The following is a 14,950-nucleotide window of genomic DNA, read 5'->3' on the forward strand; positions in this document are numbered from 1 at the left end:
CCGCCCGCCGCCGCTTACTCACGGGACGTGGCTCCGCACAGTGTTCAGGAGGTGGCGCAGGCGGAGGCCGTCGGGGGCGACCGCGGTGATGAGCACAGCGGGCCCCGGGAGCGGGGTGAGGACGGCTTGGCCGTCCTCCGGTGGGCCGACGAGGACGTGGACGTCGGGCGGATTCTCCTCGAAGGCGGGATCGACGAGGAGGATCTGCCCGGTCGCGCGGTATCCGGCGAGGACCGCTGGGCTGTCCCAGCCGGGTGCGCCAGGGCCGTATTCGGCTTCCTGGTCGAGGAGTACCTGCCCGCAGCGTCGGACGGTGAGCCGGGTGGTCACATGGCCGGGTGGTTCGCCGGTGCGTCCCAGAACTTGCTCTTCGCGCAGGACGAGCCGTGCGGTGGGGGCGAGATCGATGGTCCAGGTCTGGCGCAGATTGCTGTCGGCCGCGCAGATCAACGGTCTGGGCCGCCAGCGGAGCTCCGCGTGCTCTTCCACGGTCAGGTGTACGTCGTAGGTGGCGGGGGCCGTGGTGGGGCCTTTCAAGGCAAGGGTCGCGGCGGCGGACGTGATGTGGAGTCCTGCCCCCTGCTGTGCGGTGACTTCGATGCGCAGACGGTCGCCGCCGAGGGGGGCGCTCATGGCGCCGATGATGCACACGCGTGCCTCGGTGCCGCGTGCGCGTAGGCGCCGGAGTTCGAAGGGGCCGTCTCCGTCCAGGACGGGCAGGACGGTGGTGCCGCCCCTGGCGACCGCGGTGATGCGGGCCGTTGCCCGTACGCCTGTTGCAGGTGTGTACTGCGCGGTCTCCGTCGCGTGTTTGCTGGTGAGGGTCATGAGGGGCCCGCGGTCCAGTCGGTGAGGCGCTCGCGGACCCAGTCGGCAACCGGTTTGACGCCGCCCTCCTCCTTCAGGGAAGTGAAGGCGACGGGGAGCTCGCCGCGCTGGGCTCCGGCGTCGTGGGCCATGGCATCGAGGTCGGAGCCGACGTAGGGGGCGAGGTCGGTCTTGTTGACCACGAGGAGGTCGGCGGTGGTGACACCGGGGCCGCCCTTGCGGGGGATGTCGTCGCCACCGGCCACGTCGATGACGAAGATCTGGCTGTCCACCAGTCCTCTGGAGAAGGTCGCGGTCAGGTTGTCGCCGCCGGATTCCACCAGGATCAGATCGAGGCAACCGACCTCCTCCTCCAGGTCCTCGACGGCTTCGAGGTTGGCGGAGATGTCGTCGCGGATGGCGGTGTGCGGGCAGGCGCCCGTCTCGACGGCCTTGATCCGCTCGGGCGGCAGGACCGCCTCCCGGAGCAGGAAGTCGGCGTCCTCACGGGTGTAGATGTCGTTGGTGACCACCGCGATGGACACTTCGGTGCGCAGCGCCCGGCACAGCGCGGCGACAGTGGCGGTCTTTCCCGAGCCGACCGGTCCGCCCAGTCCGATACGCAGGGCGCGTCGGCTGCCGTCGGGACGCTGGTGGCCGACGGCACTGTAGGTGTGCCGGTGGGGGAACTGCTCATCGAGCTCGTGACCGAGGTGCATACGGCTTCCTTGCGTTGAGTCTCGTGCTTCTCGTGACGGGCGGTCAGGAGGCGAAAAGGCGCACCGGCCAGGCGGCGTGCTGCTGTGCGGCGATGTCCAGCAGTGGCGCGGAGGCAGCGGGCAGTGCGGTGGTGCCCTCTTCGGGGACGCGCCGGGCCGATGTCGTGGCTGTTGCGGCGACCCGGTCGAGGTCCGGGGCCAGGCGGGCCAGGACGGCGGTGGCGTCGAACGGGTCAAGGCTCAGCAGGCGAACCGTTGCCGTGGTCGGGCCGCTGACGGTGTCGTACACCGCCGCGTAGGAGGCGTCCAGGGGGGTCAGCCCGGCCGACCGGGCGGCCAGGCCCAGCACCACGGGCTGGTGCGCGCCCTGCGGCCGGGCCGCCGCGAGCGCGTCGAGTTCGGCTGACGGCCAGGTGGCGCGGGCCGCTCGTATCATCTGCCGTCCGAGTTTGCGGGCGGTGGTCCGCAGCGCCTGTACCGGGGTGCGGGCGTCCGCGGCCCGGTCCAGGACCAGCGGATCGTGCCCCGCGGCGGCTGCGGCGGCCAGTGCCGCCGCGACCAGGCCGGCGGTGTGCAGACGTCCCCGGCAGAAGGCCTCCAGTGAGGCCGCGTCCCTGATGCGGCCCGCCGCCACGGCCGCTTCGGCCCCGCCGGAGTGCGCGTGCCCTCCGGCGGGGAACCGGCCGTCGGCCAGGACGAGCAGCGCGGCACAGTTCATCGTTCGTTCCTCTCCCTCATGTTTCCCACGGCTCAGGTGATGCGGTGCCGAGCTCGTCTGTCAGAAGAGGAAGTACCGCTGGGCCATGGGGAGTTCGGTGACGTAAGCACGGTCGACGATCTGGCCGTCGACGAATGTCGTCACGTCCGTCACCTTCGCCCCGCCGACAATGACGTCGTAGGTGTCGGGGTCGATACGGACATCAGGAGTGGCGCTGTTCTCCTTCATGTCGGCCTTCGTGACGGAGCGCGTGTCCTTGATGGCCCTGAACTGCTTGTTCAGCTTGCGGCCCTTGGTCAAGCCCTTCTTGACGGCCCGCTCGGTGACGAAGTTGTAGGAGAGGGAGCCTGGTGCCAGGCCGGTGGCTCCCCACATGGGGCGGGGCAGGACGGGCTGGGGGGTGGGAATGGACGCGTTGGCGTCGCCCACCTGCGCGTACGCGATCTGTCCGCCCTTGATGACCAGGTGCGGTTTGACACCGAAGAACTTCGGCTCCCACAGGACCAGGTCGGCCAGTTTGCCGGTCTCCACCGACCCCACGACGGCGTCGATGCCCTGGGCCAACGCCGGGTTGATGGTGTACTTCGCGACGTAACGGCGGGCGCGCCGATTGTCGGCGAGAGGCGGCTCGGCCTCCGGCGTCGCGTCCACCGGTGTCGTGGGCGCCGTTGTCTTGTCCTGCGCCTTCTTGCCCTTCGGCTCGGCCGTCGCCCTGTCCAGCGGCTGGTCCTCCTCCAGGAAGCCGCGGCGTGCCTTCATGACGTGCGCGGTCTGCCAGGTCCGCATGATCATTTCTCCGATGCGGCCCATGGCCTGGGCGTCCGAGGACATGATCGAGATGGCGCCGAGATCATGGAGGATGTCCTCGGCGGCCATCGTGGAGGGCCGGATACGGGAGTCCGCGAAGGCCAGGTCCTCCTCGACCTTCGGGTTGAGGTGATGGCAGACCATCACCATGTCGAAGTGCTCTTTGACCGTGTTGACGGTCAGGGGCCGGGTGGGGTTGGTGGAGGCGGGCAGGACGTTCGGCTCGCTCACCATCTTGATCATGTCGGGGGCGTGGCCGCCTCCGGCCCCTTCGACGTGAAAGATGTGGATGGAGCGGCCGTCGATGGCGTCGATGGTGTCCTGGACGAAGCCGGCCTCGTTCAACGAGTCGGCATGGAGCGCGAGCTGGACCCCGGTCTCCTCGCAGACCTCCAGGCACTTCCTGATGACGGCCGGGGTGGCACCCCAGTCCTCGTGGATCTTGAGTCCGAGGACGCCGGCGTCCACCTGGTCGAGCATGGACTCCTTCGACATGGTGGCGCCCTTGCCGAGGAGCCCGATGTTGACCGGGAAGCCGTCCAGGGCCTCAAACATGCGGTCGATGTGCCAGGACCCCGGTGTCACGGTGGTGGCCGTGCTGCCCTCCGCCGGCCCCGTACCGCCGCCGATGAGCGTGGTGACACCCGCGGCGAGCGCCTCATCGACCTGGTCAGGGCAGATGAAGTGGACGTGGGTGTCGATCCCGCCGGCGGTGAGGATTCTGCCCTTGCCCGCGATGACCTCGGTGTCCGGGCCGATGACGAAGTCGGTGGGCTCGGGGCCGATGCCGTTGTGCGGGGCGGCTCCCTCGTGCAGAGGGTTCATGGTCTCGGGGTTGTACGCCTTGCCGAGCGCGACGATGTTGCCGTTCCGGATGGCGACATCGGTCTTGACGATGCCCCAGTGGTCCAGGACCACGGCGCCGGTGATGACGGTGTCCGGGGGGACCGCCACAGCGGGACCGGCAGACCTGTCGGCCCCGCCCCGGCCGGGGTCGCGCGGTACGACGGACTGGCCCATCGACTCACGGATCACCTTGCCGCCGCCGAAGACCATCTCGTTACCGCTCCGTCCGGGGCCTCCCGACCAGTCGTCCTCGATCTTGATCTGCAGTGCCGTGTCGGCGAGCCGGATACGGTCGCGGGTCGTCGGGCCGTACCGGTCCGCGTAGGCGGCGCGGGTCAACGGGTCGAAGGGCGTCGGCTCGCCCTGGCAGCAGGAACAGTCGGGACACCGAGTCATGGAGTTCACACCCGCTCACCGTCGAACGATCCCTTGACGTCGTCGAGCGATCCCTTGACCTTCTCCGGCAGGCCGTTGACCTTGCCCCGCAGACCGTGAACCACACGGTCGCCTTCGATGGGCACGAGCTGGACGTCTTCGGTGATGCCGGGCTCGAAACGTACGGAACTGCCGGCGGGGACGTTCAGACGCTTGCCCCATGCCTGCTCGCGGGCGAACTCCAGCCCGTCGTTGGCCTCGGCGAAGTGATAGTGGGAACCGACTTGGACGGGACGATCGGTGGGGTTGCTGACCGTCAGCTCTGTGACCTGGCCCAGCTGCCTGTTGCGCTCGTTGAAGACGACCACTCCGTCTCCCTTCCGCGTCGAGAAGTGCACCTTCCCCGGGCTGACGACGGGCTCTTCGTCCTGGCCTGCTTCGGGGAAGGGACCGTGGATGGTGACCAGCTTCGTACCGTCGGGGAACGTCGCCTCGACCTGTACGTTCTCGATCATCTCCGGGACGCCCTCCATGACTTCCTCCCGGGACAGCACCTTCCGTCCGGAGGACATGAGGTCGGCGACGGTCCTGCCGTCCCTGGCCCCCTCGAGGACGTGCACGATCAGCAGCGCCATCGTCTCCGGGTAATTCAACAGCACTCCGCGGGCCCGCCGCTTCTCCGCGACGTCCGCCGCCACATGCATCATCAGGCGCTCTTGTTCATGGGGTGTCAGATGCACAGCCACTTCCCTGCGTTCGTTCCCTGTCCAGGGCTCCTGCCCTGGGGCCGCTCGGGGACGTGGCCACACACAGATCCACCTTCGGCCGCCCAGCCCCGATCCGACGAGCGACATCATGATCACAGCGGGGAGGGCGAAAGTGACGTACCGGTCACACGGTACCCGGATGAGTGATTTCAGCGGAATATTCGAAAGCGATGACGCCGTGCGGGGCTTAGTAGCCGCCACCTACGCTCCCACCGTTCCGAGCGGCGCCGCTCGGAGCTGCGACGGGACGCCGTCGGAGGGCCCGTCCTCAGGCGGTGACCTCGGGGTTCTCGACGGTGTCGGGTCCGTCCACGTGCCGCCCGGCCCCGCTACCTGAGCGGGTGAGCCGCAGGGGTGTCCAGCAGCGCGCGGGTGCGCGTCCCGTCGGGGTCGTCGCGCAGTTCGTATATCTCTATGCGCTGGTCGGGCCGGTCCGCCTGGGCCCAGAGCTGGAAGTCGACGGTGATCTCTCCGGCGCCGGGATGCGTCATGCGTTTGGTGCCGGCGACGCATTCGCCGACGCGCCCTGAGGCCCACAGGGCGGCGAAGGCGTCGTCATGGACGCACAGCTCACCGATCATGCGGGTCAGGGCCTCGTCATCCCTGTACTTCCCGCTGATCAGCCGCAGGTAGGCGACGTAGTCCGCGGCTTCCTGGCCCCAGTCCCGGTACAGGGCGCGGGCCCGGGGGTCGAGGAAGAGCAGGCGGGGCAAGGAAGGCCGGGCGTCCGGACGATCGGGGGCGTCGGCGCTCAGGTGCGGGGCGATCAGCGCGTGCCCGAGGTCGTTCCAGGCCAGGACGTCGTTGCGTCGGCCGAGGATGACCGCAGGGCGCGCGGCGACCAGGGACAGCAAGGTCCGCGCGTTCGGGCCGGCGCTTTCCGGGCCGGACTCCGCGCCTGCGGCGGGAGTGCGCTTGGCCCGCGCCAGGTCCAGCAGGTGCTCGGTCTCGGTGACGGACAACTGCAGCGCACGGGCCAGGGCCAGCAGGACCTCGTCGGAGGCGTGGCGGCTGTGACCCTGTTCCAGGCGCGTGTAGTACGTGACGCTGACCCCGGCCAGCTGCGCTACCTCTTCCCGCCGCAGGCCAGGCACCCGTCGGCGGACACCGAACCCGTTCATGGGGGTCGCTTCCGGCGAGAGGGCGGCCCGCTTCGCCCGGAGGAAAACGGCCAGATCACCAGGATCATTCATATATCAACCGTATGCGGTGTGCCTGGACGCGACCATATCCCTGCCGGTGCCACCCTTCCCGAGGGGGGCAAAGAGCGGGATCTGGTAGCTGCCCTGTGCATCTTTCACGATCGGGAGCATGCCTCTGCCCATCCTCGCTCTCGCCCTGACCGCCTTCGCCCTGGGAACAGCCGAACTCGTCCCCAACGGTCTGCTGCCCCTCATCAGTGACGATCTCGGGGTTTCGGTATCCCAGGCCGGCTGGGTGACCACCAGCTTCGCGCTCGGCGCGATGATCGGCGGCCCGCTCGTCGCCGCCGCCACTCTCCGCCTCTCCCGCAAGCCCCTCGTGACCGGTCTCGCCCTCATCTTCCTGATCGCCAACGCCATCACCGCCCTCACCGGCAGCCTGCTCGTGCTGTCCCTCTCCCGCGCCCTCGCCGGAGCGATGCTGGGCGGCTTCCTCGGTATCGCGATCACCATCTCCAGCGGCATGGTCGCCCCCACCCGGCGCGCCATGGCCATCGCCGTGGTCTTCACCGGATTCACCGTCTCCAACGTGATCGGCGTCCCCATCGGCAACATCGTCGGACGCGCAGCCGGCTGGGAGTCGGCCTTCTGGGTCGTCTCGGCACTCGCCGGCATCGGTGCCCTCGCCCTGTGGCTGCTCCTGCCCAGCACACCCGCGGGCGGCGACGGCGCGGGCGAGGACCGCGGCTTCGGCGTCCTGCGCAGCGGAGCGCTCTGGACCGTGTTTCTCGCCATCGCGCTCAGCTACGGCGGCCTGTTCGTCGTCTACACCTACATAGCCCCGTACCTGACCACCGTCACCGGCGTGTCCGCCGGCTCCGTGACCTGGCTGCTGCTCCTGTTCGGCGCGGGCCTCATCGCCGGTAACGCCCTCGGCGGCCGCTACGCCGACCGCTCGGTGTCCCGCACGGTGATCGTCATCCTCGGCCTCCTCATCGTCGGACTGCTCGCCCTGTGGGCACTGGGCTCGGTTCTGCCCGCCGTACCGGTTCTTCTGGTGCTGCTCGGCGGCGCGGGCTTCGGCATGGTGCCCCCGCTGCAGTCCTACGTCCTGCACGTCGCCGGCACCGCGTCCGCCCTGGTCTCCGCTCTCGCGGCCGCCTCGTTCAACGGAGGCGTCGCCCTCGGCTCCGCAGTCGGCGGCCTCGCCCTGAGCCACACCCGCCACTACCCGGGGCTGGCTCTGGTCGGCGCCTCCATGACCCTGCTCGGGCTGATCGTCTTCCTGCTCACCCACCGGCACAACGCCCGCCGGACCGTACCGCGGGGCAATGCGGGGGTGCGGCGGGCCTGAACCGGTCATTTCCCGGGTCACGTACTCGGGTCTCTCGCAAGGCCCCAGGCACTCGGCGCCGGACATTTGTTCTCGTGGCCGAGGCCGGGGCCGGCCTTCGGTCGGAGCGAGAACGCGCCGAACGGGCCCGCCTTTCGCCACGAAGGCCCGGCCGCTGCCGGCAGACGCCGGTCGCCGAGTCGTGGCGACGGACTTTCAGAGACGCTTGGCCACGTCGGAAGCGGCCTGCTGTACCTCGGGAGCGAAGGCTCGCAGCTCCTCGGGGCTCACCAGGAAGGTGAGTGCGGAAACGGAGACGGCGCCCACCGGGTATCCCTCCCCGTCGAGTACCGGAGCCGCCAGCGAACAGATCGAATGCTCGTGCTCCTCGTAGTCGGTCGCGTAACCGTCGGCGTGTGCCGACGCCAGTCGCTTCTCCAGCGTCCGCCGGTCGGTCACCGTCTTCGCCGTCTGAGCGGTCAGTGCCGTGGCGTCCAGCAGGGCCGCGGATTCCGGATCCGGCAGATGGGACAGCAGGGCCAGGCCGGCGGCGGTCGCGTGCAGGGGCAGGCGCATGCCGACCTCGGTCGCGATGCGGTATGCCCGGCCTGGGTCGACTTTGTGGGTGTAGGTCGCGTAGTCGCCGTTGAGGACCGCGAGATGAACGGTCTGGCCCAGCCGATGCTGCAACGTCCGTAGCACTGCCCCGATACCGACGGAGTCCTCGGACAACACTCGTGCGGCCATCGCCTGCAATCGGACACCGATTCCGTAGCGGCCTTCGCCTTCCGGTGTCGCGTAGCCCTCCGCGATCAGTGTGCCGAGGATGCGATGGGCGCTTGCCTTGGAGACTCCTGAGCGTTCACCGATCTCTCCGAGCCGATGCGGCGCATCCGGATGTGCCAGCGCGTCCAGCACGCGCAGCGTCTTGGCTACGGAGTTGCCGGCACCCCCCGCGGCACGTGTTCCGGAAACTGTCCCGTCAGTATCCATTGTTTCTCCCGTTGCCTCTCAGCTAACGTCACTCGAGTCCGCGCTCCGGAAGGGCAATCTATCCTACGGAACGCGGGTGAGGGGTGCCCGGTCGTCCGACGAGCCCCATATGCCAAGCACAAGGCGGTTGTTCATGTCGGCATCTCACGATGAGTTGGACCCGTACGACCTGGTGATCGGTGGTGGTCTCCTGGTCGATCCCGGGCGGGCCGCGCCTGTCGGCCGCGATATCGCCGTCCGCGGGGGCCGCGTCGAAGCCGTCGTGGCCCCCGGCAGCGCCGACAGCCGTTGTGTGCGGTTCTTCGACGCTCGAGGGTTGCTGGTCGCACCGGGGCTCATCGACATCCATACACACATCTACGAGGGTCGGACCGGCCTGGGTGTGGGGGCCGACAGGGTCGGCCTCGCATCAGGCGTCACCACCCTCGTGGACGCCGGCAGCGCGGGGTCCGACTCCTTCGCCGACTTCGGCGAAACCGTTGTCGTGCCCAGCGACACTCGCGTCCTGAGCTGGCTCAATCTCTCGCGGCACGGCCTGACCAAGGGCACCAGGGAACTCGCCGGAAGTGACGACATCCAGCGTGTCGCGACGGTACGGACGATTCTGAGCGACCCGGAAACCATCCGTGGCGTAAAAGTGAGGATGAGCCGCTCGGTAGTGGGCGGCAACGGCCTGGAACCACTGCGCGCGGCCAAGCGAATCACCGCCGAGATCGCGGCCGCCACAGGCCGCCCGTTTCCCGTCATGGTGCATGTCGGCAACGCTCCCCCCGCCCTCGGTGACGTGCTCGACCTGCTCGAAGCGGGCGACGTCGTCACACACGCCTTCCACGGAAAGCCCGCCGGGCTCTTCCCGGCCGCCGGGGGAGGGCCCATTCCGCAGGCGCTCAGGGCTCTGGGGCGCGGAGTCCGCTTCGATGTCGGACACGGTAGTGCCAGCTTCGCCTTCGACACCATGGAGCGCGCACTTGCGGTCGGGATCAGGCCACACACCATCAGCACCGATATCCACCTGGAGAACACAGATGGCCCGGTACACAGCCTCACCACCACCATGACCAAACTGCTCGCCGTGGGCCTCAACCTCAACGAGGTCGTACGAGCCACCACTTCGGCCGCCGCCGAGTCCATCGGCCTCGCCGGAGTTCTGGGAACCCTGGAGGCCGGCTCGGTCGCGGACATCACCCTTCTGAAACGGGCCGAAGGCGCTGTCGGCCTCGTGGACGCCGAAGGCATGACACGTACGTCCGAGTGGCTGCTCACACCGGTGGCCGCGGTACGGGCCGGCGTCATGCATGACATCCGAAAGGCCACCGCATGACCGGCATCCCCCCGAACTCCGCTCACCCGCGCCGGCTGCTGACACTGTTGGCTGAGGACACGCACATCGCCGAACCCGAAGCGACCGACGCGGAGGAGTTCCTGACCGTCGCCGACCGCTACGCGAGCGACCGGGGTATCGCGTTGAACGACGTCCGCAAGCTGGCCCTGGCCGCACACGGCCTCGCTTTCGTGCGGCGGGTGCGCGTCCACGAGTACCCGCCGGAGCTCGACCAAGCCCTCTACGACGAGGTCGGTGAAGAACTGTTCGCGGGGGTCAGGAAGCTGCTCAACGACTACTGCGCCGATCGCGCGCACACCGTCAGTGACACGGAGGTGCTGCTCCTCACGCTGCACTTCGAGGCGGCCCTCCAAGAAGATTCGCCGGGTCCTGGTCGCAGCGTCTGAACGCACGCGGACAGCGGCAAAGCGCCCATCAGACAGGAAAGAACACCATGTCAGACACTGTGAAGATCGTCATCGGTAATCGGCTCGGCAAGGGCCAGGCCGTCGCCGAAGGAATTCGGAAGGCCGGACTCGAGGCCGTGCTGATACCAGGGCCGGGCGCCGACATGAAGGTCGGTGACGTCATGGCTTCGGAAGGCGCGGTGCTCGGCCTCAGCTTCTGTGGCAGCGGCGGCGCCGGTGCGGTGACGGCCAAGGCGAAGTACGGGCACAGCATCGAGTTCGGCATGCGCACCGCGGAAGCCGGTGTCACCGCTGTCCGGCAGGGCAAACGAGTCCTCGGCTTCGGCTTCATCGACACCGAGGAGCTCGGATTCAAAATCGCGCAAGCACTGCTGAGAGAGCTGAACTCCGAGGCGGGAGAAGCCTCATGAACACCTCGGAACAAACGCTGCGGCTGACCGGGACCGGACCGACGAAGGAACGGGCCTTCGGGGCCGCGATGCGCCAGGTGCAGTCCGCGGCGACCGGTGAGGGCGAAGGCATCACCTTCCGGGTCGAGCCCCTGTCCCTCGAGGTGCTGTCGGCCGCCGAACACCGCCGAACCGAACGCTTCCTCGGAATGCTGTTCGCCAGGAGGCGAGTCCACTTCGAGATCACCGTACGGGTGCGAGTGCGTGTCACCTCACTCGACCTCGACAGTGTCGACTTCGCCGTACGCGAGGAAAAGCTGACTGCCACGCAGCATCTGCTGCACATGAGGTAAAGGCCTCCGCACTTCCGACAAGGCGGCCCGGCGGGTCCGCTCACTGCCGGGCCCTGGTCCTAGTCGGGCCGAGGCCCCGCCATGCCTCGAAACCCTCATTCGAGGACTCTGATGTCCCTCTGAAGTGGACTCATCCATGAACGAAACACTCACCGTTCTGCTGGAGTCGATCGTCATCGGGGCGCTCGTCGGCTTCGGCGCCGGCGCCGGTGTCGCCCGCATGTTCCATGCGCCGAAAGCCCAGGGCATGGGAGCATTCCGTACCCTCGGCGAGCTCAATGCCTGCGAGAACGACCCGATCGCGCACTTCTCCTTCGGGTTCGGATTCTTCTTCAACGCCTGGGCCAGCACCGTCGGAGCGGGCGCGCTCTCCGGTGACGTGGACCATCGGATCCTGCCGCACTGGGCAGCCTCGGTCGCGATGATCAAGAACCGCAATCTCGCCGAGACCCTGCACAACCCGCGACGAATGGCCTTCACCGGCGCCGGTGTCGGCATCGTCCTGATCTCCGTCCTCAACACCACTGCTGCGGCCATTCCGCACTCACTGCAGAGTGTGGCCGCCGATGTACTCGGACCCGCCTCCGAGTGGCTGCTCAGTCCGGTGATGCCGGTCATCTTCTGGATGGCCGCGATCGACGCCGGACGGCGTACCGGGGGATGGGGCACGGTTCTCGGCGGCCTGGCCCACATCGTCATGGGCAACGCGGTCCCCGGCATCGTGCTCGGCATCGTCGTCGGCAAGGGGCTGGACGACATGGGCTGGAACCGCGTCACCAAGAGCCTGGTCACCGCGGTCATCCTGCTCTTCCTGGTCAGTTCCTTCCTGCGGGGCGTCGACATGCAACTGCTCCAGGAAATGAAGATCACCGTTCCCGACTGGCTGCACGAGTTGCACGAGACGACCGGCACAGCAGCGAAGTGAAGGAGGCACTGACGTGAGTACCACGGATATCGGCGTCGACGACGTCACCGGGGGCGGCGAGAACGGCCGGCACCCCAAACCATGGGAAGGCGGTTTCTGGCTCTCCGAAAAGGCTTTCCCTCTCTTCGTTGCCGCCCTCGCCTCCGGCATCTTCGCCGGCACCCACCTCTACTACACCTACCAGACCGGCGTGTTCAACGAGGTAGCGGTCGTGGCGCTCCTCAAGGCCGGTATGGAGAGCGGCAGCTACGGCGCCGCCGCGGCATTCGGCGCGGGCTTCCTGTTCGCCAGGATCATCGAGGCCCCGATGGTCGGCATCCTCGACATCGGCGGCTCGCTGCAGACAGGCGTCGGAATCGGCATCCCCGCCATGCTGCTGGCCGGCGGGATAACCGCCCCGCTCGAACACTTCTGGATCGCCCTCCCCACCGGTGCCGTCATCGGACTCGCCATCGGTTGGCTGGTCCTGCTGATCCGCAGGGCCACCGTCAACTCGGCGGAAGCCGGATCGACCTTCGGCGCCGACGTGATGATGGGCGCTGGTAACGCGGCCGGACGCTACCTGGGTCCCCTCGTCATTCTCGCCGCGGCGGCCGCGTCGATCCCCGTCGGCCTCGGATCGACCATCGGGGCCATCCTCTTCTACTGGTGGAAGAAGCCGCTGACCGGCGGCGCCATCCTCGGCGCGATGGCAGCTGGGGTCTTCTTCCCGCTCTCCGGCAAGTGATCCGGGCCTTCTTCGCCCCGGCCCGGTCGGCATGACATCCCGTACGACGAAACCGAGGAGAGCTCTCTCATGGGTGTGTACGAAGAACTCGGGCTGAAGCCCGCCATCAACGCCAGCGGAAAGATGACCGCGTTGGGAGGCAGCGTCCTGGACGACGCCGTCGTGGCCGCGATGGGCGAGGCCGCCCGCAGCCATGTGGTGATGGAAGATCTGCTGCGCGTCGCAGGCCGGGTCATCGCGGAGGCCACCGGTGCCGAGGACGGCTGCCCCACCACGGGAGCCGCATCGGGCATAGCCATAGCTGTCGCCGCAGTGATCGCCGGCTCGGATCCCGCCCATGTCGAGAGGCTGCCCGACGCAGGTGGGCGGCCGTGCGAAGTGCTTCTGTTGAAGGGGCACTCCGTCAACTTCGGAGCTTCGGTGCGGCAGATGATCGCTCTCGGCGGCGGTCGCGCGACGGAAGTCGGCTCGGTGAACAAAGTGAGCGCCGCCCACCTGGAGAGCTCCATCACCGAGCGCACTGCGGCCCTGCTGTTCGTCCAGTCGCACCACACCGTGCACAAGGGGCAGATCCCGCTCACCGAAATGATCGCGATCGGAAAGCGACACGGCATCCCGGTCATCGTCGACGCCGCGGCCGAGGACGACCTGCGCCACTGGCCGGCCACCGGAGCCGACCTGGTGGTCTTCAGCGGAGGCAAGGCGATCGGCGGACCGACCTCCGGGTTCATCTGTGGCGCTCACGCGCTGATCGAGTCGTGTCGAGCCCAGTACACCGGTATCGCACGGCCGATGAAGGTCGGCAAGGAAACCGTACTCGGGCTGCTGCAAGCCCTGCGGCAGTACGGCGACGAACAGGCCGGCGACGGTGGCCGGGACCGGATGACCCGACTCGCCCGCAGGCTTGGGAACTTGCCCGGAGTCACCGGGACGGTGGAGCAGGACGAAGCCGGACGCCATATCTACCGTGCCGTGCTGACCGTCGACCCCTCGCAGGCCGGACGTGACGCGCACGGACTGGCTCGAGAGCTGGCAGCGGGCGACCCCCCGGTCTTCCTGCGTGACCACCAGGCGGAGACCGGACGCCTGGCCATCGATCCTCGCCCCATCACGACTGACGAGGAAGAGCAGTTGGTGCGCCGGTTCACCTCGATACTCAACGTCGCCTGACGTGGTTCGCGTGTCTCACCGAGTGTTCATGAATCATGTCCAACCATAAGGAGCAGGACATTCCTACCGTAGAACGCCGACTCGTCGTGACCGAAGAAGCCGGTCTGCACGCCCGCCCGGCGGCGCTCTTCGCGCAGACCGCCGCACGTTACGAGGCCGAGGTGACCGTGGCGCGTTCAGCGTCTCCCGCCGACCGGCTCGATCCCGGCCGCGAGGTGTCCGCGCGCAGTGTCCTGTCGCTGATGACCCTCAACATCCGGTGCGGCGACGAAATTGTCATCCGGGCTCGGGGCGCGGACGGTCCCGAAGTCGTCGACGCCCTCGCAGCCATCGCCGCGCCCGTCCCCGCCTGAAACGGATACTCATGTCCATGCCTGTGTCCACGTCGTTGACTCCTGCTGTGCACGATGTCGTCGAGCAACTGCGAGAGGCCCGCATCGTACCGACGGTGCGAGCCGCCGACGCCGACGCTGCCGACGCGGTAGCCCGCGAACTTCTGGCCGCGGGGGTCACCACCTTCGAGTTCACCGCCACCACACCGGGCTGGCAGGCGCTGGTCGCCGGGTGGACCTCCGATCACCCGGATGCCATGGTCGGCCTCGGTACCGTCACATCGACGCACATCGCCGAGCAGGCGCTGACCGCCGGAGCTCGCTTCCTGGTCAGCCCATTTCAGGTGCCCGAGGTGCGGCCGGTTGCCGACGCCGCAGACCGACTCTTCGTCGAAGGGGGCCTGACCCCGTCCGAATTGCGTACCGCTGCGAACCGGGGAGTGGCCAAGCTCTTCCCGGCACACGTCGGCGGAATCCAGTACCTCAAGTCGCTGCTGGCGGTACTCCCCGGCGCCCGCATCATGGCCACCGGCGGGGTGACGGTGGCCAACGCCGTCGACTGGCTGGCGGCGGGCGCCTTCACGGCCAGCATCGGCAGCGACCTCTACCGGGGAGGCGACGTCGGGGCCAACGTCGCGCGCCTGCGGGCGTGCCTCGAGGGCCAAGAGGCACTGACCGGCGGATAAAGCGGCGAGGCACACCGCTCCTGACCTGCACGTTCACGTGATCCTGCGACCCTGTCGGCCTCGGGGCCGGGTCGGATGCGCGGTGTGCGGACCTCACGGGGGGAAGCGTTCC

General features: G+C 68.5%; 17 protein-coding genes. 10 read left to right on the plus strand and 7 right to left on the minus strand.

Features of this window, described 5'->3' with window-relative positions:
- Positions 1-18: 18 nt before the first annotated feature.
- The 6 genes from ACWD04_RS27895 to ACWD04_RS27920 all read right to left on the minus strand — a co-directional run bounded on the left by ACWD04_RS27895 (position 19) and on the right by ACWD04_RS27920 (position 6,232).
- A complete protein-coding gene (locus ACWD04_RS27895) occupies positions 19-828 on the minus strand; it encodes an urease accessory protein UreD (RefSeq protein ID WP_451136460.1) in 810 nt (269 codons plus the stop codon).
- Positions 825-1,526 carry an urease accessory protein UreG gene (gene ureG / locus ACWD04_RS27900; protein ID WP_451136462.1) on the minus strand — a complete coding sequence of 234 codons (702 nt, stop codon included), beginning with the start codon at positions 1,524-1,526 and terminating at the stop codon, positions 825-827. The genes ACWD04_RS27895 and ureG overlap by 4 nt, the downstream gene beginning before the upstream one ends.
- A 43-nt stretch (positions 1,527-1,569) precedes the next feature.
- Positions 1,570-2,244, minus strand: a complete 675-nt coding sequence (locus ACWD04_RS27905) for an urease accessory protein UreF (protein WP_451136464.1) — start codon at positions 2,242-2,244, stop codon at positions 1,570-1,572.
- A 60-nt stretch (positions 2,245-2,304) separates the two neighbouring features.
- Positions 2,305-4,293, minus strand: coding sequence for an urease subunit alpha (locus ACWD04_RS27910; protein ID WP_451136529.1), 1,989 nt, complete (start codon positions 4,291-4,293; stop codon positions 2,305-2,307).
- A gap of 5 nt (positions 4,294-4,298) precedes the next feature.
- A complete protein-coding gene (locus tag ACWD04_RS27915; protein WP_451136466.1) occupies positions 4,299-4,979 on the minus strand; it encodes an urease subunit gamma in 681 nt (226 codons plus the stop codon).
- 389 nt (positions 4,980-5,368) lie between these two features.
- Positions 5,369-6,232, minus strand: a complete 864-nt coding sequence (locus ACWD04_RS27920; protein ID WP_451136468.1) for a helix-turn-helix domain-containing protein — start codon at positions 6,230-6,232, stop codon at positions 5,369-5,371.
- Between the two features lie 118 nt (positions 6,233-6,350).
- Here ACWD04_RS27920 and ACWD04_RS27925 point away from each other — a divergent pair, with 118 nt between their 5' ends.
- Positions 6,351-7,535, plus strand: a complete 1,185-nt coding sequence (locus tag ACWD04_RS27925; protein WP_451136470.1) for an MFS transporter — start codon at positions 6,351-6,353, stop codon at positions 7,533-7,535.
- A gap of 195 nt (positions 7,536-7,730) precedes the next feature.
- Here the strand turns inward: ACWD04_RS27925 and ACWD04_RS27930 are convergent, their stop codons facing one another.
- Complete coding sequence (locus ACWD04_RS27930) at positions 7,731-8,507, minus strand: IclR family transcriptional regulator (protein ID WP_451136472.1); 777 nt, start codon at positions 8,505-8,507, stop codon at positions 7,731-7,733.
- A gap of 133 nt (positions 8,508-8,640) precedes the next feature.
- Between ACWD04_RS27930 and ACWD04_RS27935 the strand changes: the two genes are divergently transcribed.
- The 9 genes from ACWD04_RS27935 to ACWD04_RS27975 all read left to right on the plus strand — a co-directional run bounded on the left by ACWD04_RS27935 (position 8,641) and on the right by ACWD04_RS27975 (position 14,838).
- Entirely contained in the window at positions 8,641-9,828 is a 1,188-nt protein-coding gene (locus tag ACWD04_RS27935) for an amidohydrolase/deacetylase family metallohydrolase (protein WP_451136474.1), read from the plus strand.
- Complete coding sequence (locus ACWD04_RS27940) at positions 9,825-10,235, plus strand: hypothetical protein (protein ID WP_451136476.1); 411 nt, start codon at positions 9,825-9,827, stop codon at positions 10,233-10,235. Before ACWD04_RS27935 ends, ACWD04_RS27940 begins: the two co-directional genes overlap by 4 nt.
- Positions 10,236-10,282: 47 nt before the next feature.
- Entirely contained in the window at positions 10,283-10,666 is a 384-nt protein-coding gene (locus tag ACWD04_RS27945) for an SFCGS family glycine-rich protein (RefSeq protein ID WP_451136478.1), read from the plus strand.
- A complete protein-coding gene (locus tag ACWD04_RS27950) occupies positions 10,663-10,998 on the plus strand; it encodes a DUF4312 family protein (protein WP_451136480.1) in 336 nt (111 codons plus the stop codon). Before ACWD04_RS27945 ends, ACWD04_RS27950 begins: the two co-directional genes overlap by 4 nt.
- A 136-nt stretch (positions 10,999-11,134) precedes the next feature.
- Entirely contained in the window at positions 11,135-11,923 is a 789-nt protein-coding gene (locus tag ACWD04_RS27955; protein WP_451136482.1) for a DUF4311 domain-containing protein, read from the plus strand.
- A gap of 13 nt (positions 11,924-11,936) precedes the next feature.
- Positions 11,937-12,650: a DUF4310 family protein gene (locus tag ACWD04_RS27960; protein ID WP_451136484.1), complete on the plus strand. Its 714-nt coding sequence runs from the start codon at positions 11,937-11,939 to the stop codon at positions 12,648-12,650.
- 69 nt (positions 12,651-12,719) lie between these two features.
- On the plus strand, positions 12,720-13,820 hold the full coding sequence (locus ACWD04_RS27965) for a DgaE family pyridoxal phosphate-dependent ammonia lyase (protein WP_451136486.1): 1,101 nt from the start codon (positions 12,720-12,722) through the stop codon (positions 13,818-13,820).
- A 35-nt stretch (positions 13,821-13,855) separates the two neighbouring features.
- On the plus strand, positions 13,856-14,173 hold the full coding sequence (locus ACWD04_RS27970) for an HPr family phosphocarrier protein (RefSeq protein ID WP_451136488.1): 318 nt from the start codon (positions 13,856-13,858) through the stop codon (positions 14,171-14,173).
- 17 nt (positions 14,174-14,190) lie between these two features.
- The gene (locus ACWD04_RS27975) at positions 14,191-14,838 is read left to right on the plus strand and encodes a bifunctional 4-hydroxy-2-oxoglutarate aldolase/2-dehydro-3-deoxy-phosphogluconate aldolase (protein WP_451136490.1); all 648 of its coding nucleotides are present in this window, start codon (positions 14,191-14,193) and stop codon (positions 14,836-14,838) included.
- Positions 14,839-14,950 lie beyond the last annotated feature (112 nt).

The organism is Streptomyces sp. NPDC002911 (genome assembly GCF_053591835.1).

Bases quoted from the DNA above. Each gene is read 5' to 3' on its own strand.
- ACWD04_RS27945 (WP_451136478.1), top strand. From the start codon at position 10,283: ATGTCAGACACTGTGAAGATCGTCATCGGTAATCGGCTCGGCAAGGGC.
- ACWD04_RS27955 (WP_451136482.1), top strand. From the start codon at position 11,135: ATGAACGAAACACTCACCGTTCTGCTGGAGTCGATCGTCATCGGGGCG.
- ACWD04_RS27935 (WP_451136474.1), top strand. From the start codon at position 8,641: ATGTCGGCATCTCACGATGAGTTGGACCCGTACGACCTGGTGATCGGT.
- ureG (WP_451136462.1), bottom strand. From the start codon at position 1,526: ATGCACCTCGGTCACGAGCTCGATGAGCAGTTCCCCCACCGGCACACC.
- ACWD04_RS27950 (WP_451136480.1), top strand. From the start codon at position 10,663: ATGAACACCTCGGAACAAACGCTGCGGCTGACCGGGACCGGACCGACG.
- ACWD04_RS27910 (WP_451136529.1), bottom strand. From the start codon at position 4,293: ATGACTCGGTGTCCCGACTGTTCCTGCTGCCAGGGCGAGCCGACGCCC.
- ACWD04_RS27920 (WP_451136468.1), bottom strand. From the start codon at position 6,232: ATGAATGATCCTGGTGATCTGGCCGTTTTCCTCCGGGCGAAGCGGGCC.
- ACWD04_RS27895 (WP_451136460.1), bottom strand. From the start codon at position 828: ATGACCCTCACCAGCAAACACGCGACGGAGACCGCGCAGTACACACCT.
- ACWD04_RS27915 (WP_451136466.1), bottom strand. From the start codon at position 4,979: ATGATGCATGTGGCGGCGGACGTCGCGGAGAAGCGGCGGGCCCGCGGA.
- ACWD04_RS27930 (WP_451136472.1), bottom strand. From the start codon at position 8,507: ATGGATACTGACGGGACAGTTTCCGGAACACGTGCCGCGGGGGGTGCC.
- ACWD04_RS27965 (WP_451136486.1), top strand. From the start codon at position 12,720: ATGGGTGTGTACGAAGAACTCGGGCTGAAGCCCGCCATCAACGCCAGC.
- ACWD04_RS27905 (WP_451136464.1), bottom strand. From the start codon at position 2,244: ATGAACTGTGCCGCGCTGCTCGTCCTGGCCGACGGCCGGTTCCCCGCC.
- ACWD04_RS27940 (WP_451136476.1), top strand. From the start codon at position 9,825: ATGACCGGCATCCCCCCGAACTCCGCTCACCCGCGCCGGCTGCTGACA.
- ACWD04_RS27975 (WP_451136490.1), top strand. From the start codon at position 14,191: ATGCCTGTGTCCACGTCGTTGACTCCTGCTGTGCACGATGTCGTCGAG.
- ACWD04_RS27970 (WP_451136488.1), top strand. From the start codon at position 13,856: ATGTCCAACCATAAGGAGCAGGACATTCCTACCGTAGAACGCCGACTC.
- ACWD04_RS27925 (WP_451136470.1), top strand. From the start codon at position 6,351: ATGCCTCTGCCCATCCTCGCTCTCGCCCTGACCGCCTTCGCCCTGGGA.